The sequence below is a fragment of the Micromonospora sp. NPDC049089 genome (genome assembly GCF_040648775.1).
Classification (GTDB): domain Bacteria; phylum Actinomycetota; class Actinomycetes; order Mycobacteriales; family Micromonosporaceae; genus Micromonospora.
The window spans coordinates 1-21153 of sequence record NZ_JBEZEH010000025.1 but is presented as its reverse complement, the minus strand read 5'-3'; the positions used below and the strand labels follow the sequence as shown (position 1 = coordinate 21153).

13 protein-coding genes are annotated in these 21153 nt (G+C 71.0%); 3 read left to right on the top strand and 10 right to left on the bottom strand.

Annotation, left to right across the window (positions count from 1 at the left end; all coding sequences use genetic code 11):
• Nucleotides 1–34: 34 nt before the first annotated feature.
• The 3 genes from dapF to AB0B48_RS06960 are packed head-to-tail and all read right to left on the bottom strand — an operon-like array spanning nt 35 to nt 2554.
• Nucleotides 35–871, bottom strand: coding sequence for a diaminopimelate epimerase (dapF, locus tag AB0B48_RS06970; RefSeq protein ID WP_357197062.1), 837 nt, complete (start codon nt 869–871; stop codon nt 35–37).
• 7 nt (nt 872–878) lie between these two features.
• On the bottom strand, nt 879–1781 hold the full coding sequence (gene miaA / locus AB0B48_RS06965; protein WP_357197133.1) for a tRNA (adenosine(37)-N6)-dimethylallyltransferase MiaA: 903 nt from the start codon (nt 1779–1781) through the stop codon (nt 879–881).
• 5 nt (nt 1782–1786) lie between these two features.
• Nucleotides 1787–2554 (bottom strand): hypothetical protein, encoded by a 768-nt coding sequence (locus AB0B48_RS06960; protein WP_357197059.1) that lies wholly within the window; start codon nt 2552–2554, stop codon nt 1787–1789.
• 150 nt (nt 2555–2704) lie between these two features.
• Between AB0B48_RS06960 and AB0B48_RS06955 the strand changes: the two genes are divergently transcribed.
• The 3 genes from AB0B48_RS06955 to AB0B48_RS06945 all read left to right on the top strand — a co-directional run bounded on the left by AB0B48_RS06955 (nt 2705) and on the right by AB0B48_RS06945 (nt 7888).
• Nucleotides 2705–3913, top strand: coding sequence for a DUF349 domain-containing protein (locus AB0B48_RS06955; RefSeq protein WP_355009914.1), 1209 nt, complete (start codon nt 2705–2707; stop codon nt 3911–3913).
• A gap of 723 nt (nt 3914–4636) precedes the next feature.
• On the top strand, nt 4637–6235 hold the full coding sequence (locus tag AB0B48_RS06950; protein WP_357197130.1) for a cellulase family glycosylhydrolase: 1599 nt from the start codon (nt 4637–4639) through the stop codon (nt 6233–6235).
• A 306-nt stretch (nt 6236–6541) separates the two neighbouring features.
• The gene (locus AB0B48_RS06945; RefSeq protein ID WP_357197055.1) at nt 6542–7888 is read left to right on the top strand and encodes a cellulose binding domain-containing protein; all 1347 of its coding nucleotides are present in this window, start codon (nt 6542–6544) and stop codon (nt 7886–7888) included.
• Nucleotides 7889–7928: 40 nt separating this feature from the next.
• On the opposite strand, the gene miaB is transcribed toward AB0B48_RS06945, so the two are convergent.
• The 7 genes from miaB to AB0B48_RS06910 all read right to left on the bottom strand — a co-directional run.
• Nucleotides 7929–9422, bottom strand: coding sequence for a tRNA (N6-isopentenyl adenosine(37)-C2)-methylthiotransferase MiaB (gene miaB, locus AB0B48_RS06940; RefSeq protein ID WP_357197052.1), 1494 nt, complete (start codon nt 9420–9422; stop codon nt 7929–7931).
• Nucleotides 9423–9581: 159 nt separating this feature from the next.
• Nucleotides 9582–13439 carry an FxSxx-COOH system tetratricopeptide repeat protein gene (fxsT, locus tag AB0B48_RS06935; RefSeq protein WP_357197049.1) on the bottom strand — a complete coding sequence of 1286 codons (3858 nt, stop codon included), beginning with the start codon at nt 13437–13439 and terminating at the stop codon, nt 9582–9584.
• Between the two features lie 49 nt (nt 13440–13488).
• Nucleotides 13489–17349 carry an FxSxx-COOH system tetratricopeptide repeat protein gene (fxsT, locus tag AB0B48_RS06930; protein ID WP_357197046.1) on the bottom strand — a complete coding sequence of 1287 codons (3861 nt, stop codon included), beginning with the start codon at nt 17347–17349 and terminating at the stop codon, nt 13489–13491.
• A complete protein-coding gene (locus AB0B48_RS06925; RefSeq protein ID WP_357197043.1) occupies nt 17339–18583 on the bottom strand; it encodes a TIR-like protein FxsC in 1245 nt (414 codons plus the stop codon). The genes fxsT (AB0B48_RS06930) and AB0B48_RS06925 overlap by 11 nt, the downstream gene beginning before the upstream one ends.
• Nucleotides 18580–19245, bottom strand: coding sequence for a TIR-like protein FxsC (locus tag AB0B48_RS06920; RefSeq protein ID WP_357197040.1), 666 nt, complete (start codon nt 19243–19245; stop codon nt 18580–18582). Before AB0B48_RS06920 ends, AB0B48_RS06925 begins: the two co-directional genes overlap by 4 nt.
• A gap of 201 nt (nt 19246–19446) precedes the next feature.
• On the bottom strand, nt 19447–20271 hold the full coding sequence (locus tag AB0B48_RS06915) for an AAC(3) family N-acetyltransferase (RefSeq protein WP_357197037.1): 825 nt from the start codon (nt 20269–20271) through the stop codon (nt 19447–19449).
• On the bottom strand, nt 20255–21153 hold an 899-nt coding region (locus tag AB0B48_RS06910; RefSeq protein WP_357197034.1), incomplete at its 5' end, for an HEXXH motif-containing putative peptide modification protein. The genes AB0B48_RS06910 and AB0B48_RS06915, both read right to left, overlap by 17 nt.

Below are 21153 nucleotides of genomic sequence, written 5' to 3'. Positions count from 1 at the left end.
ACGGGGCGACCCCGAGGGGCGAACCCGGGGGTGGTCAGGCGGGGAGGGTTACCTCGCCGCTCGCCACCAGGACGGCGGGGCCGGAGAGCCAGCAGGAGGTCTCGGTGACGGTCACCGTCAGGCGACCGCCGGGCACGTCGACGGCGACCACTCCGGTGTCGCGGCCGGCGTCGCGCAGTGCCACCGCGCCCACCGCGCAGGCGCCGGTGCCGCAGGACAGGGTCTCGGCGCTGCCGCGCTCGTACACCCGCATCAGGCTGTGCTCGTCGGTGCCGTCGACCGGGTCGCCCGCCACGATGAACTCGACGTTCACCCCGCTCGGGAAGACCGCCGGGTCGAACCCGGGCGCGACGGTCAGGTCCAGCGCCGACAGCTCCACGCCGGCCGGCAGGACGCAGACCAGGTGCGGGTTGCCGACGTCCACCACCGCACCGGTCAGGGTCAGCCCGCCGAGTGTGGCGGCAGAACTGTCGTACACCTGGGGTCGGCGCATCTCGACGGACACGGCGTCGCCCTCGACCAGCGCGCGCACGACGCCGGCCCGGGTTGCCACCGGCAACGCCGCGCCGGCGGGCGTGGCCAACCCGCTGTCGAGCAGGTAGCGCACGAAGACCCGAGCGCCGTTGCCGCACATCTCGGCGAACGAGCCGTCAGCGTTCCAGTAGTCCATGAACCACTCGGCCTCGCCGGCCAGACCCGCGCCGTCCGGATGCTTGGCCGCGCGGACCACCCGCAGGACGCCGTCCGCGCCGATGCCCCGACGCCTGTCGCAGAGCGCCGCGACCAGCTCCGGGGTCAGGTCGAGCTGACCGTCCGGGTCGGGAAGGAGGACGAAGTCGTTGCCGGTGCCGTGGCCCTTGGTGAACTCCACGCCCCCATCATCGCGCAGCGGCCGGCACCAGACGCAGGGCGGCCCCGATCAGGTCCGGGGTCGCCGAGTCCAGCCAGTGGATCCGCGGGTCGCGGCGGAACCAGGACCGCTGCCGACGGACGAACCGCCGGGTCGCCCGGACCGTCTCGTCGTGCGCCTGCGCCTCGGTCAGCTCACCGGCGAGCAGGCGCAGCACCTGCTGGTAGCCGAGCGCCCGACTCGCCGTCCGCCCCTCGGGCAGCCCGCGCCCGACCAGCTCACGGGTCTCCGGCACCAGGCCGTCGGCCCACATCCGGTCCACCCGCAGCGCGATCCGCTCGTCCAGCAGACCGGTGTCCAGGTCGACGCCGAGCTGCACCGACGGGTAGTACGGCGTGGGCTGTGGCAACGAGGCGGCGAACGGCGCGCCGGTCAGCTCGATCACCTCCAGGGCCCGGACGATCCGCCGGCCGTTGGCCGGCAGGATGCTCTCGGCGGCGACCGGGTCGGCGGCGCGCAGCCGCGCGTACAGAGGGGCCGGGCCGACCTCGGCCAACTCCCGTTCCAGCCGCTCCCGCAGCGCCGCGTCCGTGCCGGGGAACTCGAAGCGCTCCAGCACCGCCCGCACGTACAGCCCGGAGCCACCGACCAGCAGCGGCACCCGCCCCCGCGACAGGATGTCGTCCACCGCCGCGCGGGCCAACCGCTGGTACTCCGCGACGCTCGCCGCCTCGGTGACCTCCCAGACATCCAGCAGGTGATGCGGCACCCCGTCCCGCTCGGCGAGGGTCAGCTTCGCCGTGCCGATGTCCATGCCCCGGTAGAGCTGCATCGAGTCGGCGTTGACCACCTCCCCGTCCAGGGCATGCGCCAACGCGATGCTCAGCGCGGACTTGCCGGCCGCGGTCGGGCCGACCACAGCGACCACCATGCCTGTCACGCCCGCTCCCAGGACGCCACGAAGTACGCAACCCCGTAGGGAGCGGAGTCGTGCAGCAACTCGCCGCGCCACCCACCACCGGCAGCGCGGGCCGCGCCCGCGAGCACCTGCCAGGGGGCGCGACCGGCGGCCTTCAGCTCCGTCGACACCACCGGGTCGAGGTCGAGCAGGGCGTCCAGGTCCGCGTCGGCCAGCGCTTCGGCAACCCTCTGGTCGTACGGGAGGGCACGCGCGTCGTCGTACCCGGGTGCTTTCTCCCCGCGGCAGGCCGACCCGTCCCCGAGCACCAGCGACGCCACCCGGTCACCGGCGGCACCGACCTCGTCGGCGAGCACGGCCAGCTCGGCCGGGCCGGCGTCGGCGGCCACCTGCACGGCCGTCACCGGCGGTCGGGTTTCGTGCCGGGCCAGCAACCACGCGCCGATGGTCAGGCTCAACGGCAGCACCGCGCCCCGGTCCGGTTGGCCCGGCACCAACGGCACGTCCAGGTCGACACCCCACGGCTGAAGGGAACCGGTCGCCGGGGTGCGGATCGGGCCGGTCACCGGGCCGGTGCCCACCAGGACCACAATGTCCGGATCGGTGGTCAACAGCCGGCGTACGGCGGTGTCACAGGCCGCCCGCAGATCGTCCAACTCCCTGGCTGCGGAGCCGGCCACCTCGGGCACGAGCAGGGGCGGATGCGGGCAGACGGCGGCGGCGACCAGTGGCACCCGTCCACCGTAGCGGGAATCCCCGGTGCGTCTCCGCGCCGATCCGGTCATTCGGCCCCTAGGACACCGTATGGTCACGGTCGGCGATAGGCGCTCGACGCGGACCGGGTCGGACCTGTGACAATGCCGGAAGCAACTTGGCTGCGCCGTGGCGGCGACGGGGGATCGATCCCTCGACGCCGGGAGAACGAGGATGGGCACATGAGCGACTGGACTGCCTTCGGACGGGTGGACGCGGACGGCACCGTGTACGTCAAGACCACCGAGGGAGAGCGGGTGGTCGGATCCTGGCAGGCGGGAGCACCGGAGGAGGGCCTGGCACACTTCGCACGACGCTTCGCCGACCTGGTGACCGAGGTGGACCTGACCGAGGCGCGACTCAAGTCGGGTGCGGCGGACGCCGGGCACTCGCTGAGCACGATCCGGCGGATCCGGACCACGCTGCCCGAGGCAAACGTGGTCGGCGACATCGACGCATTGGCCACCCGCCTGGACAAGCTGGCGACCCTCGCCGAGGAGAAGGCCGGCGAAGCGCGCGCCGCCCGGGACGCCGCTCGAGGTGAAGCCCTGGCCCGCAAGACCGCGCTGGTCGAGGAAGCCGAAAAGCTGGCCGCCGAATCCACCGGGTGGAAGACCGCCGGCGACCGGCTCAAGGAGATCCTCGACGAGTGGAAGACCATCCGCGGGGTCGACAAGAAGGCCGACGGCGAGCTGTGGAAGCGGTTCGCCGCCGCTCGGGACGGCTTCACCCGCCGCCGGGGCGCCCACTTCGCCTCCCTCGACTCGCAGCGCAAGCAGGCCCAGACCGCCAAGGAAGAGTTGGTCGCCGAAGCGGAGAAGCTCGCGGACTCCACCGACTGGGCCGCCACCGCCAACCAGCTCAAGGATCTGATGACCCAGTGGAAGGCCGCCCCGCGCGCCTCCAAGGAGGCCGAGCAGAAGCTCTGGGAACGGTTCCGGGGTGCGCAGGACGCCTTCTTCAGCCGGCGTAGCGAGGTCTTCTCCGCCCGGGACAACGAGCAGCGCGGCAACCTGGAGCGCAAGCAGGCCCTGCTCGCCGAGGCCGAGGCGTTGGACATCGACGCCGACCCGAAGGGCGCCCAGGCCAAGCTGCGGGAGATCCAGGCCCAGTGGCACGAGGCCGGCCGGGTGCCCCGCGAGGCGGCCGCCGGGCTGGAGCGTCGACTGCGCGTCATCGACGACAAGGTCCGTGACGTGATGGACTCGGCGTGGCGCCGCACCACCAAGGAGGACAACCCGCTGCTCGCCCAGATGCGGGCGCAGGTTGCGGAGGCCGAGGACCGGCTGGCCCGGGCGCAGAGCGCCGGGGACGCACGCCGGATCAAGGAGGCCGAGCAGGCCCTCGCCTCCAAGCGGCAGTTCCTCCAACTCGCCGAGCAGGCCGGCTGAGCTGACGACGTCCGGAGCCCTCGGCCCTTAACGGGACCGGGGGCTCCCGCGTGTCCGGCCTCCGGCATCCGCGCCCACACGGGCCCGCATCCCCCGCGCCCCGCGCTCCGCGCTCCGAACACCCGGGCCCGCGTCGCCGCTACCGCGTCAAGATCCGCGCAGTTTCCCGGATGTTGCTGCCTCGGACAGGCCGGAGACAGCAGCATCCCTGATGTTGCGCGGATCTTGACGACCAACAGGGTCCTGGGAGACCGGGAGCGGGGTTTGGGGCATCCGCGCCCGTCACGGTCATGCTCGATCCAGGATGTAGTGGCCACCTAGCGCCGGGAGACCACTACATCCCTGTTGGAGCACGATCATGCGCTGGGGAGTGCGTTGTGGCGGACGCTCGGCGCGGGCAGTGCCACGCCACGCCTCCGGGGCGCGGGCGGGGGGCGCGGCGCGGCGGGACGGGCGGGGCAGGCCGGTGCCGACGGGCAGGTTGACGCATTGACGCGGGCTGATCAGAATGAGCGACGGAGCCAGGTAGGGCCACCGGCACGAGGGCGACGAAGGCGGAGCATCCGCCGTCGAGGGTCGCCGGTGAGCTTCCGCGAGTGACCACGTCCGCGTGACATGGTCCGTCGCGTGCTGTCCGCGTACCCCTGAGGGAGCGTGACGTGCGGACGGCCGCCCGCCGGCGTCGTTTCTGGACGGCGTCGGATCTCCGAAGTGGAGCTTGAATTGTTCCGTCCGAAGGCTCTCGGCGGCGCGCTCACCGCGCTCGTCACCGTCGCGGCTGGCGTCTTCCTCGCCACCGCTGTCAGCACCAGCCCGGCCGTCGCCGCCGGCACCGGTACGGGCTATCTGCATACCAGTGGCAACCAGATCGTGGACAGCACAGGTGCGACGGTCCGGTTGACCGGCATTAACTGGTTCGGCATGGAGACCGACAACAAGACCTTCCACGGGCTGTGGTCGAACAACCCGTGGCGGGGGCAGCTCGACACGATGGCCCGGTTGGGTTACAACACGTTGCGGGTGCCGTACTCGAACGACGCGCTGAAGCCGGGTGCGACCGCCAGTGGGATCAACGACTTCGTCAACCCGGACCTGATCGGGCTGTCGCCGTTGCAGATCCTGGACAAGGTGATCGACTACGCCGGCAGCAAGGGCATGCGGATCATCCTGGACCGGCACCGGCCGACGGCGGCCGGGCAGTCGCCGCTCTGGTACACGTCGACTGTTTCCGAGGCGACCTGGATCAACGACTGGAAGATGCTCGCTCAGCGGTACGCGGGCAACCCGACGGTGATCGGCGCCGACCTGCACAACGAGCCGCACGCGGAGGGCACCAACCCGGCGGCCACCGGCGCGTGCTGGGGCTGTGGCGATACGACCCGGGACTGGCGGCTCGCCGCCGAGCGGGCCGGGAACGCCGTCCTCGGTGTCCAGCCCAACTGGTTGATCTTCGTGGAGGGTGTGAGCTGCCCGAGTGGTGGCCTCTCCAACGTCTGGGACGGCGACACCAGCAACGACGAGGACTGCGGTTGGTGGGGTGGCAACCTGTCGAAGGCGGGTCAGTTCCCGGTCCGGCTGAGTGTGGCGAACCGGTTGGTCTACTCGCCGCACGAGTACGCCACCTCGGTGTACCGGCAGACCTGGTTCGACGCCCCGGACTACCCGGCGAACATGCCGGCCATCTGGGACAAGTACTTCGGTTACCTCTACAAGCAGAACATCGCCCCGATCATGATGGGCGAGTTCGGCAGCACCCTGGTCGACCCGAAGGACAAGGTGTGGCTGGAGAAGTTGATGGCGTACACCGGGACCGGGGTGACCGGGATGTCCTTCACCTACTGGTCGTGGAACCCCAACTCGGGTGACACCGGCGGCATCGCGTTGGACGACTGGACCAATGTCAACACCGTCAAGCAGGCGATCCTCCAGCCGTACCTGATCGCGCCGTCCGGTGGCGGCACCAGCGGGCCGCCGACCGGCGGGCCGCCGACCGGCGGGCCGACGGACCCGCCGACCGGCGCCTGCACGGCCACCTACCGGCAGGTCAACGCCTGGCAGGGCGGCTTCCAGGGCGAGTTGACGGTGAAGAACACCGGCTCGGGCGCGGTGAACCCGTGGTCGGTCACCTGGAGTTGGCCGTCCGGGGTGACGTTGGGCAGTGGTTGGAACGCCACTGTCACGCAGTCCGGTACGACGGTGACCGCGGCGGCTCCGAGCCACGCTCCGTCCCTGCCGGCGGGCGGGTCGATCACGGTGGGCTTCACCGCCAACGGCACGGCGAGCGCGCCGGGCACTGTGAAACTCAACGGCACCGCCTGCTGATCCACCAGGACGGCCGGTGCGCCACTGCCGGGACGGCCGGTGTGCTGCTTGCCGGGGCGGCCGGTGCATTGCTGCCGGGACGGCCGGTGCGCAGCGCATCGGCCGTCCCGGCCATTTACATTCAGATTCTTCTATGTTCTTATCGGGAAAGCGCTTGCCTCTTCGTTGGTGGGTGCGAGCGCGGGAGCCGCTCTCCTTCACGAACCTGCACCGGCGGGCCCGAGGACCACTGGTCCCGGCCGAGATTCGCCGCCCACGGGCATGGGCGTCGCGACACCTCCGTCCGCCTCACCGAAAGGAAGCAGCATGCGCACAGGACGGCGTCGAATGACGCTGATCGCCACCACTGCCGCAGCCACCGCCACCCTGGTCACCGCCGGGCTCTTGACCTCCGTGTCGGCCCAGGCGGCCGCCGGCTGCCAGGTGGCCTACTCGGTCGCCAGCCAGTGGCCGGGCGGATTCACCGGCAACGTCACAGTCACCAACCTCGGCGACCCGGTCTCCGGGTGGACGCTGCGCTGGTCGTACGGGGCCGGTCAGCAGACCAGCCAGGCGTGGGGCGCCACAGTCACGCAGAGCGGCAGCCAGGTCTCCGCGACGAACGTCGACTACAACGGCAACCTGGCGACGAACGCCAGCGCCTCGTTCGGCTTCAACGCGAGTTGGAACAACTCCAGCAACCCGGCTCCGAGCAGCTTCAGCCTGAACAACGTCGCCTGCACCGGCAGCACCACACCGACCACCCCACCGCCGACCACCCCGCCACCGTCGAGCACTCCCCCGCCCGGCCAGCAGCCGTCGGCGCTGGCCGGCTGGGCCACCCAGAACGGCGGCACCACGGGTGGCGGCAACGCCGCCACGACCACCGTCAGCAACGCCTCGGGCCTGACCAGCGCGCTGAACGCCACAGGCGCCGCTGTCATCCGGGTAACCGGGACGATCACCTGCTCGGGGATGCTGCGGGTCCGGTCCAACAAGACCATCATCGGCAACTACGGGGCGACGATCGTCGGTTGCGGGCTCAACATCAACGGTGACCGCAACGTGATCATTCGCAACCTGACCTTCCGCAACTGGAACGACGACGCGATAAACGTGCAGGAGTCGGCCACCAACATCTGGATCGACCACAACAGCTTCAGCAACGGGTACGACGGCGCCGTCGACATCAAGCGCGGCTCGGACTTCGTCACCGTCTCGTGGAACCGGGTCTTCAGCCACGACAAGACCATGCTGCTCGGTCACAGCGACGACAACGCCAGCCAGGACGTCGGTCACCTGCGGGTGAGCTACCACCACAACTGGTTCGACGGCAGCAACCAGCGCAATCCCCGGGTGCGCTTCGGCAACCCGGTGCACGTCTACAACAACTACTACCGGGCCAACGGCGGCTACGGCGTGGCGTCGACCGAAAACGCCGGCGTGCTCGTCGAGGGCAACTACTTCGAGAACGTCGACGACCCGTACCACCTCGGCGAGGGGGACTCGGGGCCCGGCAGCCTGGTCGCCCGCAACAACCACTTCGTCAACTCGCCCACCGGCCAGACCGGCGGCAGCGTGGCTGGCATCCCGTACTCGTACCAGCTGGACACCGCGAGCAACGTCAAGTCCATCGTGACGGCGGGCGCCGGCGCCGGCAAGATCACCGTCTGACCACGAAGGGGCCCCTCGACGAGGGGCCCCTTCCGGGCGGTCAGTGGGTGGCGCAGCCAGCGGCGGGGGCAACCGCGACCGGCGGTGCGCCGATCGTCGGCAGACCGAGCAACACCCCAGGGGTACGCGGGGAGCGCCCCGCCTCGGCCGCGTCACCGGCCCGGGTGCGACGGTGTGCCACCGGCGCGGCGTCGGCGTTCAGGTGGTGCGGCGCGGCGTACGTGACAGTGGTGTGCACGATGTCGCCCGGCCGGATCTGACCGGCGAGGGACTTCCCGTCGGCGGTCTCGGTCGCGAAGTGCACAAGTCGACCGTCGCGGGCCCGACCGGACATCCGGCCAGTCCGCTCGTCCTTGCGGCCCTCGCCGACCGCGACCAGCACCTCGACGGTCTCACCGACAAGGCGCTTGTTCTCCGCCCAGGTGATTTCCTCGACGCATGCGATCAACCGCTCGTAGCGTTCCTGCACCACCTGCTTGGGTAGCTGGTCGTCCATCGTCGCGGCGGGCGTGCCGGGCCGCTTCGAGTACTGGAAGGTGAAGGCCGAGGAGAACCGGGCCTCCCGGACCACGTCCAGGGTGCGCTGGAAGTCGGCCTCGGTCTCACCGGGGAAGCCGACGATGATGTCGGTGGTGATCGCCGCGTCCGGCATCGCCGCGCGGACCTTCTCGATGATCCCCAGGTAGCGCTCGGAGCGGTAGGACCGGCGCATCGCCCGGAGCACGTCGTCGGAGCCGGACTGCAACGGCATGTGCAGCGAGTGGCAGACGTTCGGCGTCTCGGCCATCGCGGCGATCACGTCGTCGGTGAAATCCTTCGGGTGCGGGCTGGTGAACCGCACCCGCTCCAACCCGTCGATGTCGCCGCAGGCCCGCAGCAGCTTGCCGAACGCGTACCGGTCGCCGAACTCCACGCCGTACGAGTTGACGTTCTGCCCGAGCAGGGTCACCTCCAGCACGCCCTCGTCGACAAGGGCGCGCACCTCGGAGAGGATGTCGCCGGGGCGCCGGTCCTTCTCCTTGCCGCGCAGCGCCGGCACGATGCAGAACGTGCAGGTGTTGTTGCACCCCACCGAGATCGACACCCAGCCGGCGTACGTGGACTCGCGGCGGGTGGGCAGCGTGGACGGGAAGACGTCGAGGGACTCCAGGATTTCCACCTCGGCGGCGGCGTTGTGCCGGGCCCGCTCCAACAGCACCGGCAGCGCGCCGATGTTGTGGGTGCCGAAGACGACGTCCACCCAGGGGGCCTTGCGGACGATGTCGCCCCGATCCTTCTGGGCGAGGCAGCCGCCGACGGCGATCTGCATCCCGGGGTGCTTGTCCTTCACCGGGCGCAGGCGACCGAGGTTGCCGTAGAGCCGGTTGTCCGCGTTCTCCCGCACCGCGCAGGTGTTGAAGACCACGATGTCCGGGGTGTCGTCGCCAGCGGGTGCACGCTCGTATCCCGCCTGCTCGAGCAGGCCGGAGATGCGTTCGGAGTCGTGCACGTTCATCTGGCAGCCGTACGTGACGACGTTGTAGGTCCTAGCCACCCTGTTGGTGCCCCTTCCCCTCGGGATACCAGGGTAGCGGCCCGCTCCGGAGGGACCTCCGACCGGCTTTGTCCGGTCCTGCGGCGTTGACCCGGCGGCCCATGGTGAGGGTTTACGGCCCAGGCCGGCGAGGACCCGCCCCCGGGCTGACGCCTCCGATCAGAACAGGTGCGGGTCGATCACCCGGACCACGAACCGCCGTTCGCGCAGGGTCTGCACGCTGGGGTACTCCGGGCTGATCACCTCCGCCAGTCGGTCCGCCACGACGCCGACGTCCTCGGCGCTGCCGTCGCCGGCCCGCTTGGCCACCAGGGCGAGATCGCCGAGGCAGCGCAGCGTGTCGGGATGGTCCGCACCGATCACCGTGGCCAGCCGGCGGGCGGTCTCCCGTAGCCGGTCCCGCGCCAACTCCCAGTCACCCTCCTCGGCGAGGCACACCGCCTGGTTGACCTCAGCCGCGAGCGTGTGCGGGTGGTCGGGGCCGAGTACCTTGCGCAAGTCACCGACCGCCCGGGCCGCCGACGCGAGCGCGTCCGATCTGCGTCCGAGGGCCCGCTCTGCCGCCGAGATGTTGCTCACCGTCGCCAGGACGTGCGGGTGCTCCGGGCCGAGCTGGAGCTGCTCCTCGAACGCCTGGCGCACTGCGTTCATCTCGGTCAGCGCCTGTGCCGCGTCGCCGACCGCCAACAGGTTCGCCGCCCTGCTCGCCCGGCACGCCACCGTGTTCGGGTTGTCCGGCCCGAAGCGTTCATCGAGTTCGCGGTAGGCCGTCTCGAACATCGGCGCGGCCTCGCTGCCCCGCCCGGAGCTGCGCAGGGACACCGCCAGGTTGATCTGGGCGACGAGAGTCTGGCCGTCATCCGGCCCGAGCACCTCGCAGTACGTGTCGTACACCGTGCGTAGCAGGGTGTACGACCTCTCGTACTCGCCCGCATCCCGAAGGTCCATGCCGAGGCGCATGGCGGAGACGAGGGTGTGGGGGTGGTTGGGGCCGAGCACCAGCCGCCGCCGCCGGTGCACCTCGTCGTCCCAGCGACGGGCCGACCGGTAGTCGCCGACCAGCCGGTACGAGACGGCGAGGTCGCTTGCCGCGCTCAACGTCCGAGGGTGGTCCTCGCCGAACACCTGGAGCCAGGAGGCGTAGGTGGACCGGTCCCGTTCCAGAGCCTCGGCGTAGCGGCCGAGCGCCCGCAGGTCAGCGCCGAGGCTGCCGGCGGTCATCAGACTGTGCGGGTGCAGCGGGCCCAGCAGCCGGCGTTGCTCGGCCAGCACCGCCTCGTCCAGGTCTCGGGCCTCGTTGAACCGGCCCAGGCTGCGCAGGATATTCGCCCGGTTGAACCGCAGGTGCAACAGTTGGCGGCCCAGCGCAGACGCCTCGACCTCGTCGTGCGTGTCGCCGAGCCTGGCGCTCCAGGTGTCGTCCACCTCCTGGCTGAACACGTCGGCCTGGTCCAGACCGCCGCGCTGCCACAGATAGCGGACCCGGTCGATCAACAGCTGGCACACCGACTCGTCCGGACAGGTCAGCGCCTCGGAGACCTCCAGGTGCGGCCAGAGCATGCGCAGCCGGGCCCAGGTGCTCGGGTCGTCCACGTCGCCGAAGGGCCGGGACGCGGCGAGCACCAGGTGCACCTGGTGTCGGGCGGCGTCGATCTCGTCGTCGGTCATCCGGTCGCGGACCACCGCCTGCAACAGCCGGTGCACCTGGACCCGACCGCCCTGAGCGTCCAGTTTCAGCAGTGCCAGGCGGTTGATCTGCTGGACCAGGGCGCCGCGCACGAGCCGCTCGGAAACGGACGGGTCGAACGGCACGAGAGCAGCCGCCATCTCGTCGCTGTAGATGAGTTCGAGGGCGATCTCCGGGGCCAGCACCGAGCAGAGCTGCAACAGCCGGTACGCGGCCGGCGCCTGCTCGAGCAGCCGGTTCAGCGACAGGTCCCAGGTCGCTTCCACGGAGAGCGCGCTGGGGCCGTGACGCTCGATCTGCCGCAGGTAGTCGGCGACGGACGTGCCGGTGTCGGCGAGCCAGGCGCCCGCCGCGGCCACCGCGATCGGCAGGTCGCCGAGCGCCTCGGCGACCCGGTCGGCCTCGTCGGCACTGATAGTGGGCACCCGCTGGGCGAGGTGCGCCACGCTCTCGGTGCGGTCGAAGACGTCCACCTGGATCGGGTTCGCCCGGTCACCCCAGGCCCGGTTACGGGAGGTCAGCAGGACGTGCCCGGGGCCCTGCGGCAGGAAGGGCTCAATCTGGTCGAGCTCTTCGGCATTGTCGAACACGACGAGCCACCGCTCGTACGGCTCGCCGCGCCCAAGCACCTGGAGCACCGACCGGACCGTGTCGGGCAGGGTGGGGCCGGCGAGGATGCCGAGACGGCCGGCGAGGTCAGCGAGGGCGGTGTCGACGAACTGCGGCGGGTCCGCCACGATCCACCAGACCACGTCGTACGCGGCCTTGAACCGGTGGACGTATTCCAAAGCCACCTGCGTCTTGCCGACGCCGCCCATGCCCTGGAGAGCGACCGGCAGCACCACTGCGCTACCCCCGCTCTGCAACTGCGCGCGCAGCCCCGCCAGGTCGTCCTCCCGGCCGGTGAACCGAGCGTTCCGGTTGGGGGCGTTGAAGACCAACGGCTCGGTGCCGGGGAAGCGGGCACTCCCGCCCGCCGGGCCGTCCGCTGACGACGGCACCGGCCGGCCGACCAGCCGCAACACCCGTTCCACGGCGGTCGCGGCGCTCACGTTCACGAGGTTGGTCGAACTCTGCGACGGGAACTCCGCAAGCGGACGCAGGTCGGCGACGTACACGGCGAGGGCCGTGGAGCCGGTGCTCAGGTCCCGGTCGGGCAGACCGCCGGACGGCGTCGCCACGTACGCCGGCGAGACCACTGTCAGCGTGCGCGGGGCGGGGACGCTGGCGACGGCCGTGGGCTCCACCACCCGCAGCCCGGCCGAGCTGAGCACGCGCTCCAGCCACTCGGCCCAGATGGCGTCCTCCGGTGCGCACCGGAGCACAATCTGGTCGTCGATCGCCTCGGTGCGGCGGCGGAAGCGGGCCTTGCCCCGCTCCCGCACCGACTCGTCCATCACCGGCAGCGCGGTCACCGCGCCGTCGGTGAGGATCCCGGTCAACGTCTCGTACGCGGCCAGCAGTGACGTCGGAGAGCCCGGCGGGTCACCGAACGTCGCAAGTGTCTCCTCGTACGCGTAGAACGGTCGGTACGGCACCTCCACCGCGGCCCAGTAACGCCGCCGTTCCGCTTCGGTCATGCCGGCCGGCAACCCGGCGAACCGCCGCATGGCCAGCAGGCGACCCGCCTCGGCCCGCTCCTTTTCGGCCTGGTCGACCCGCATCGGCACCGGCAGGACCCGGATGTCGCGCCGCCGGTACCGGTCCCGGACCGAGTGCGCCACCCGGGCCGCGCCGTCGATGCCCTGGTCGCTCAGGCTGAAGCAGTCGACGAGGGTGTCCGGTAGGTGCAGGGTGCAGATGTCGGCGACGTCGCTGAGCCCCGTCCGGCTGTCGATCAGGGTGAAGTCGTACTGGCGCTTCATGTCCGCCCGCAGCGCCTCGAAGAACTGCGCCCCACCCAGCCGGTTGTAGAAGTTGTCCCAGTCCAGCCCGCTCACCGAGACGGCGTAGTCGCTGTTCTGCCGGCCGGCGGAAAGGAAGTCGAGACCACCGCCGTCGGGAAAGTTCCAACGCAGCGAGAACGCGTGCCGCCCGACCCGGGCGTACTGCTCCATCCAGCGGTCCGGTCGGTCGTCGACCCGGGTGGTCTCCCACTCGTAGTCACGGATCATGTCGATCACACCGCTGGTGCCCTGGATCGCCTCGGCGTCGAGAAACGGGTGGAAGAAGCGGTGCAGACCGGGCGACTCGAGGTCCCAGTCCGCGACGAGCACCCGCCGGCCGCTGGCCGCCAGGATCCAGGCCACGTTGGCCAGCGCCATCGTCCGACCCGTTCCACCCTTGAACGAGTAGAAGGTGACGATCTGGCCTTCGCGATCGTTCTTCATCGGCATGCTCCGTGGGGACGCGGTGGGCCCGGCCTGGTGTCGTACGAACTCAGAACGGGTGAGGGTCGATGATTCGGGCGACCAGGCGCCCGTCCCGCAGCGCCCGCACGCCCGGGTGGTCGGCCCCGACGACCTCGCCCAACGAGACGACCGGGGCGGCCGTCGGCGGCCCGTCGCCCACGTTCTCCCGCACGACGAGTGCCAGGTTCGCCTGGCAACGCAGGGCGTCCGGATGGCGCGACCCGGACGCGGCCAGCCAACGCTCGGCGGTTGCGCGGAGGTGGTCGAGTGCGGCGTCCCGGTCCCCCTCCTCGGCGAGGCAGATGCCGAGGTTCTCCTCAGCGGCGAGGGTGTGCGGGTGGTCCGGACCGAGCGCCTCGCGCAGGGCACCGGCCGCCCGTTCGGCCGTCGCGCGGGCCTCGGCAACCCGGCCCACGGCCCGCTGCGCCACGGCGAGGTTGCTGAGGGCGCCAAGGGTGTGCGGATGGGTGGCCCCGAGCCGCTGCTCGTAGATCCTTGCCACCTGCGTCGCCTCGGCCACCGCGCGTTCGGTATCGCCGAGTGCCAACAGATTCGCGACCAGCGCCGCCTGACAGATCAGTGTCTCGGGATTGTCCCGCCCGAACTTCTCCTCAAGCACCGGGTACGCCGCGTCGAGCAGTCCGGCCGCCTCCGCCAACTGGCCCGCGCTCCGCAGCGACACCGCGAGACTTACCTGAGCGTTCAGCGTGTCCCCCGCCTCGCTGCCGATCTCCTTCAGGCTGGCGAGTTGATCGTGCACAGTGCGCAGCATCTTGGCCGAGTTGGCGTACTCACCGGCCTCCCGCAGGTCGCGTGCCAGCTGAGCGGCCGAGTGCACTGTGTACGGATGTTCCGGGCCGAGCACCTGCCGGCGGAGCTGGAACACCGCCTCGTCCCGACTGCGTGCCGAGCGGAAGTCGCCCACCAGGCGGTAGGAGTGTGCGAGGTTGTTGGCCGCGAAGAGCGTGCGCGGATGGTATTCGCCGAACTCCTCACTCCACGCGTCGTAGGTCTCCTGATCACGCTCGATCGCGTCGGTGTAGCGGCCGAGGGCCCGCAGATCCGCACCCAGGCTGCCGGCGGTCATCAGAGTGTGCGAATGCCTGTCACCCAGCAGCGCCCGTTGCGCTTCGTGAGTCTCCTGGTCCAGGTCGTAGGCCTCAACGTAGTGGGCAAGCGCCCGCAGCACGTTCGCACGGTTGAAGCGCAGGTGCAGCAGCTGCCGACGCAGCGTGGCGAGTTCCTCGGTGCCGTAGAGGCGGTCCCGCCGCTTTGACCAGACCGCGTCGACCTCCTTGGCGAACGCGTTCGCCGCGTCGAGTTCGCCCTGACGCCAGAGATACCGCACCCGGTCGATCATCAGCTCCCGGACCGACTCGTCCTTGCTGCCCATCGCGCCGGAGGCCTCAATGTGCGGCCAGAGCCTGCGGAACCTGTCCCAGGTACGCGGATCGTCGGCGTCACCGCCGGGCCACGCCTTGCCCAGCACCAGGTGCGCCCGGTGTCGGGTGTCGGCGATCTCGTCCGGGGTCATTCCGCCCCGTACCACCGCCTGGAGCAATCGGTGCACCAGGATCCGTTGCTCGGACATGTTCATCGTGAGGAGCGCCGACCGGTTGATCCGCTGGACCAGCCGCCCGATCATCATGGGCTCCGACACCGCGGGATCGAACGGCGCCAACGTCTTCACCATCTCGTCGTTGTAGAGCAGACCCAGGTCTATCTCGGGGGCCAGCACCGAGCAGAGCTGCAACAGCCGGTAGGCCGCCGGGAACTGGGCGCGCAGCCGCGCCAACGAAAGATCCCAGGTGGCTTCCACGGAGAGGGCGCTGGGACCTTGCCGCTCGATCTGCTCCAGGTACGCGTCGACCGAGGTACCGGTGTCGGCCAGGTAGGCGCCGGCGGTGGCCACCGCGACCGCGAGGTCCCCGAGCGCGTCGGCGATCCGGTCCGCCTCCTGCTCGATGAGGGTCGGCACCCGACGTTGCAGGTGGGCGACGCTTTCCTTACGGGCGAAGACGTCGACCTGGATCAGCGTGGCCCGCTCCCCCCAACCCTGGTTGCGCGAGGTGAGCAACACGTGCCCGCCGCGCGGCAGGAATCGCTTGAACGGGTCGACCTCCTCGGCGTTGTCGATCACCAACAGCCACCGCCCGGGCTCCCCCCGCCCCAACGCCTCCAGCACCGCGCGTGCGTTGTCCGCCTGGCCCGGGTTGCCACCGACGCCGAGCCGGTCGGCGAAGGCCGCCAGCGACTTCTCCACGTCGGCGCCGATCGACTCCGTCGCGCCAGCGGAAATCCACAGCACCGCGTCGTAGGCGGACTTGAACCGATGCGCGTATTCCAGGGCGAGCTCGGTCTTGCCGACCCCGCCCATCCCCTGCAACGCGACCGGCACGGCAACCGGTCCGGTCAGGTGTCGGCGCAGGAGGGCCAGCTCATTTTCCCGTCCGGTGAACCGCGCGTTGCGGTTCGGGGCCTCGAAGACGGCCGGCTCGGCGGCCGGGAAACGCAGGCCGCCGTCCGCCTGGCCCTCGAGGCGGAGCGGCAACGGGCCCCCCACCAGCCGCAGTAGCCGCTCGGCGGCGGTCGCCGCGGTGATGTTGGCCAGCTGGGTGGAGGAGGCCACCGCGAACTCCGCGAGTGGCCGTAGATCGCTCACGTAGACCGCGAGCGGAGTGGTGTCGACGGTCGGGTCCCGCGGAGGCAACGCGGCGGGAGGCAGGGCCACGTAGGCCGGGGAGAGAATGGTCAGTGTGCGGGCCGGCAGGCGGGCGCCGCTTTCGATCGGCTGGGTTCCGTCGACGACGCGAATCTGCGCCGAGCTGAGCACCCGCTCGATCCACTCCGCCCAGACCGCGTCCTCCGGTGCGTAGCGGAGCATGAGGTCGTCGCCGGGGAGCTTGTGGCGACGCCGGAAGCGGGCCTTCTCCCGCTCGCGCACCGACTCGTCCATCGGCGGCATCGCGTGCACCTCGCCGTTGGTCAACTGCGCGGTCAGCGTCTCGAACGCCGCCAGCAGCGACGTGGGCGAGCCCGGCGTGTCGCCGAAGGTCGCCAACGTCTCCTCGTACGCGTAGAAGGGCCGGTACGGCACCTCCACCGCCGCCCAGTAACGGCGCCGATCCTCCTCCGTCATTCCGGTGGGCAGACCGGCGAAGCGGTGCATCGCGAGCGCACGCCCGGCGTCGGCTTTCTCCTTCTCCGCCTGGTCGACCCGCATCGGCACGGGCAGGATCCGAATGCCGCGGCGCGAGGGGTGCACGGCGACGGTTCTGGCGACCTGAGCGGCACCCTCGATGCCCTGGTCGCTGAGGGTGAAGCAGTCGACCAGGGTGTCCGGCAGGTGCAGGGTGCAGATGTCGGCGACGTCGCTGAGCCCCGTCCGGCTGTCGATCAAGGTGTAGTCGTACTCGCGCTTCATGTCCTCGCGGAGGGCCTCGAAGAACTGCGAACCGCCCAACCGGTGGTAGAAGGTGTCCCAGTCCAGCCCGTTCACCGAAACGGCGTAATCGCTGTTCTGCCGGCCGGCGGAGAGGAAGTTCAACCCGCCGCCGCCGGGAAACTCCCAGGCCAGCGAGAAGGCGTACCGGTTGACCCTGGCGAACTGCTCCACCCAGCCCTCCGGCCGTACCGCCTCGCGGATGGTCTCCGACTCGTAGTCCCGGATCAGGTCGACGACCCCGGCCGTGCCGCCGATCGTCGACACGTCCAGGAAGGGGTGGAAGAAGCGGTGCAGCCCGGGCGATTCCAGGTCCCAGTCGGTGACCAGCACCCGTTTGCCGTTGGCAGCGAGAATCCACGCGACGTTGGCCAGCGCCATCGTCCGGCCCGTTCCGCCCTTGAACGAGTAGAAGGTGACTATCTGACCGTCGCGCTCAGTGCTCATCGGGCATCTCCGGGGCTTCGAACGATGACGGGGCCGGGTTGCGAAGGCTGGGCGGCCGGGTAACAGGCCCCGGTGCCGGGAACACCGCGCCGTGCTTCAGGTAGAGCCGCCGGGCCTCGGTCACCACTGTCGGCATCAGACCGGCGAACTCGTCCGTCCGCCCGACCCACCGCGCTCGCGTCGCGCCCGCGTCCTGCAACACACCCAGGACCAGCCGCGCCAGGTCGGCGCCGCGGTGCGCGTCGCGCGGGTCGTCGGCGTCGGTCACCACGAGCGGGACCACCCATGGCGGCAGCGCCCGCGCGGCGGCCCGCAGAGCGGGTACGCCGCCGGGAAGCTCGGTGAACCACGGGTCGATCAGAAGCGCGCCGGGGCGGATCTCGAGCAGGTCCCCGGCGTCGGCGAAGTCACTCGTGTGCACCGACAGTCCGAGCCGCTCGGCGATGCTCGCGGCGTACTCGGCCACCGGAAGCTCCTGCCGCGCCCCGAAGGGACGCCAGAGCCGGCTGCGCTCCGCGTACCAGGACGCCTCCCGCCCCTCGGGCGGCCGGTCTTGGGTGGGTGCCAGCACCGTCACCACGAAGTCCGGGTTGGCCGCGATCCGCCGCGACACATCGAGAGTGGGCGCCCGGGATGGGCGCAGCCAGATGCGTTGGGTGGGCTCCACGATCCGCCGGGCCAGCCGCCCGAGCAGGATCTGGTACGGCTGCTGGTACGCGCCGAGCATGCAGAGCGCACGCATGCCGTTCTCGGCGTACTCGGGCACGTCCCGACCCAGATCCAGTGCCGCGTCGAGTTGAGGATGCTCCTCCCAGCTGGGAACCGGAATCCAGAGGACCGGCGCCACGTGGTCGGCCGGCACGATCTGGGACGCCGGCTCGCCGGCCGCGCGGAGCAGCCGGGTGAGGAAGGACTCCTGCTCGCCCAGCGCCCATGATCGGCTGAAGTAGCCCGGCGAGTAGAGCGGCACGAACACCTGGGCCGCGCCGAGAGCGTCTGCCAGGGCCGCCTTCACGTCGGCGCCCGGTGGGATGGACTGGTCGATGAAACCGATCTCCACGCCCGGTCGGGGGGACACCAGCCGACCCACCTCACCCGACAGATCCGCGAAGAACCGGTCGACCCAGACGTCGGTGTCGGTGCGGGCACCCAGCAGCGGCGCGGAATGCGCGTAACTCAGGAAGAAGTAGGTCTGGCGAGTCGGCGCCCGTCCCTCGGCGGTGAGCGGCGTCATGCGGCTGCCTCCTCGGTGAAGAGCGTGCGCAGCTCATCGATGCCCGCGGGCACCAGCGGGTGGACGTGATAGGCCCGATGGATCGCCACCACCCGCTGGGCGAGACGCCACACCACCGCGCGGTACGCCTGCTCCCGTTGCATGGTCAGCAAGCCGTAGACCCCTTCCTGCTCGTACTGGCGCGCGACGGTGTTGTCATCGGGTAACGCGGTCGGCGAGAACCGTTGGATGGCACGAATGCTCGGCGGCAGCGACGACTCGGTGGTCGGTGACCAGTTGACGGGCACGATCGCCGTCTCGTGCGCGGAGCTGCCCGGGACGCGTGGTTCGATCTGACGCCGTGCGAAGGCGTGCCATTCCATGGCGCACCACGTGCTGCTGATGAACGAGCTGGACACCAGCGGAATGAACACCTGGCAGGTTCCGGCTGCGCGCAACAACTCGGGGGTCCACCGCTCACCGCCGCCCAGTGAGCTGTCCATGAATCCGGGGTCGACCCCGGTCGGCAGACCGACCAGCTCGCTGACGTGGGTGGAGAGGTCGTCGAAGAACCGCGAGAGATATTCCTGGGGGGTGTTACCGGCGCGCCGGATCTGCGGACGTGAATAGCTCACGAAGAACAGCGGGGTTCGCGTATCAGCGACTGCTACCGCTTCGCTCACCGTCGTTCCTCCGCCGTCCGGAAAGCGACCGGAGTTTCAGCCTAAGGCGTTCGTCAATGCCGAGGGCAGACCCGGTTGCCGCCTCGTCACTCTACGACGAAGGCCACTGTGGCGGGTATCGGCAGCGCGCCGCACGGGTCTTTGCAAAGCCCGAGGAATCAGACGAGACCGCCGGTGTCGTACATCCGACCAATTGGCGGTTTACCGGCCCACCGCCAGACGGTGCACGTTGAACCAGTTGATCGCGAAGTCCACAGCGGCGCGCACTGACAGCAGGCGTGCGTCTGCCCGGCCGATCCGACCATGCCGCACCAGCGGCGTCCCGTCGAGCGCGGCACCAACCGCTGGGAAGTCCCGGTCGTCCAGGTCGAGAGCCCGGAAGTCGAGGCGGACCCGCCGCCCGCCGACAAGCCGGAAGCAGTGGTAGTCACGCTCGGGCGGCGGCACCGGCAGCCGGTACTCGGCCAGGTGCAGTGCGCTGCACGCCTCGTAGCCGAGGCCGAGCAGCAGGATCTGCCCGTCGGTTGCGTAGAGCTCGCCCATGGGTGAGCGCTCCCCGAGGTGGCAGGTGAGGTCGTGGCCGTCGGTGAGCTGCCGGGCCTGCGGGCCGAGCGCGGCGAATGAGGTCTGCGGATGGTCGCTGCGCACGGCACCGGGGGCACGCCGGATGTACTCGGCGAGCGCCCCCATCCGCTGCGACGGAGTGGTGCGGCGGTCCCAGCCCGGTAGCGCCGCCTCGTACCGTTCGCGTTGCGCGCGGTCCATCCCGGCGACGGCCGCCAGGTGGGCCCGGGAGGTGGTCGAGTTGCCATCGGTGTGGGTGGGCACCAGCAGCGTGCCGGCCGGGCCGAGGACGTCGCGCAGCGCGCCGGCGAGGGTCGCCGGGCCCTGCTCCAGCGGACCCACCCGACGGAGGCCGCAGTGCACCAGCAGGCAGGTACCTGGGTTGACGCCCAGCGCCCGCAGGTCGTCGGCGAGGCGGAGACGGCCCAGTGTGGACGGCAGACGCTCAGCCGGCCCCGGCACGGGTTTCCTCCAGGGTGTGGCGCAGCCGGCCGACGAACCGCTCACCCGCCGCGGTGAGCGACCGGCTGGCCAGCAGCGCGTCCGCACCGTCCCGGGTCCACGCCCGGAAGTGGGCAGCGTGCGCCGACGCGTCGCCGCCGTCGGAGCCCGCCCGGGACTGCCAGACCTGGGTGACGGCGAGGTGGGCGTAGACGCCCTGGAGGACGCCCTCCGGTGGCCGCGGGTCGGGGCGCCACGGCACCCGGATCTGGGCGCCCTGGCCAGGTTCGACCAGGTCGTACAGGTCGAGCGCCGCACCCAGCTTCGCGTGCTGCCACTCGTGCACGAGCAGCACCGCCATCGTCTCCGGGTCGGGGTGGGGTGTGACGGCGACCGCACCGAACGCGTGCCGGGCGGTGGCGCTTCGCAGGGGTCGCGCCGGGTCGGGCGCCAATGGCACGACGGAACGTAGGCCGCCGTCGAGCGCCGCCGCGTGCGCCGGCACGTCCCGGTGCACGACCCGCCAGGCTTCGGCCAGGGTACGGCCCAACGCCCGCGCCGCCGGACCGTCCAGGCGGGACTGGACCGGCTGGCCGTAACAGTCGCGGTACGGATCACCGTCCTCGATGAGCAGCCGGCCACCGGGCACCGCCACGTCCCGGGTCGGGAACCATCCGGTCGACGGCGGCGCGAGCGGATCGAGGAGCACCGTCTGCTCGACCGACCCACCCCGGACCCGGAACTCGCCGGGTCGGACGGTCACCTCGGCGCTCTCCCCCAGACCGGGCAGCACCAGGCTGCCGAGCGCGGGAAACGTGATCGTGTCGGCCCGTACCGGCACGTGCAGCGCGGCCGGGACGCCGGCCCGCAGCGCCGCGGCGAGGGCCAGCGCCGGCAGTGGGT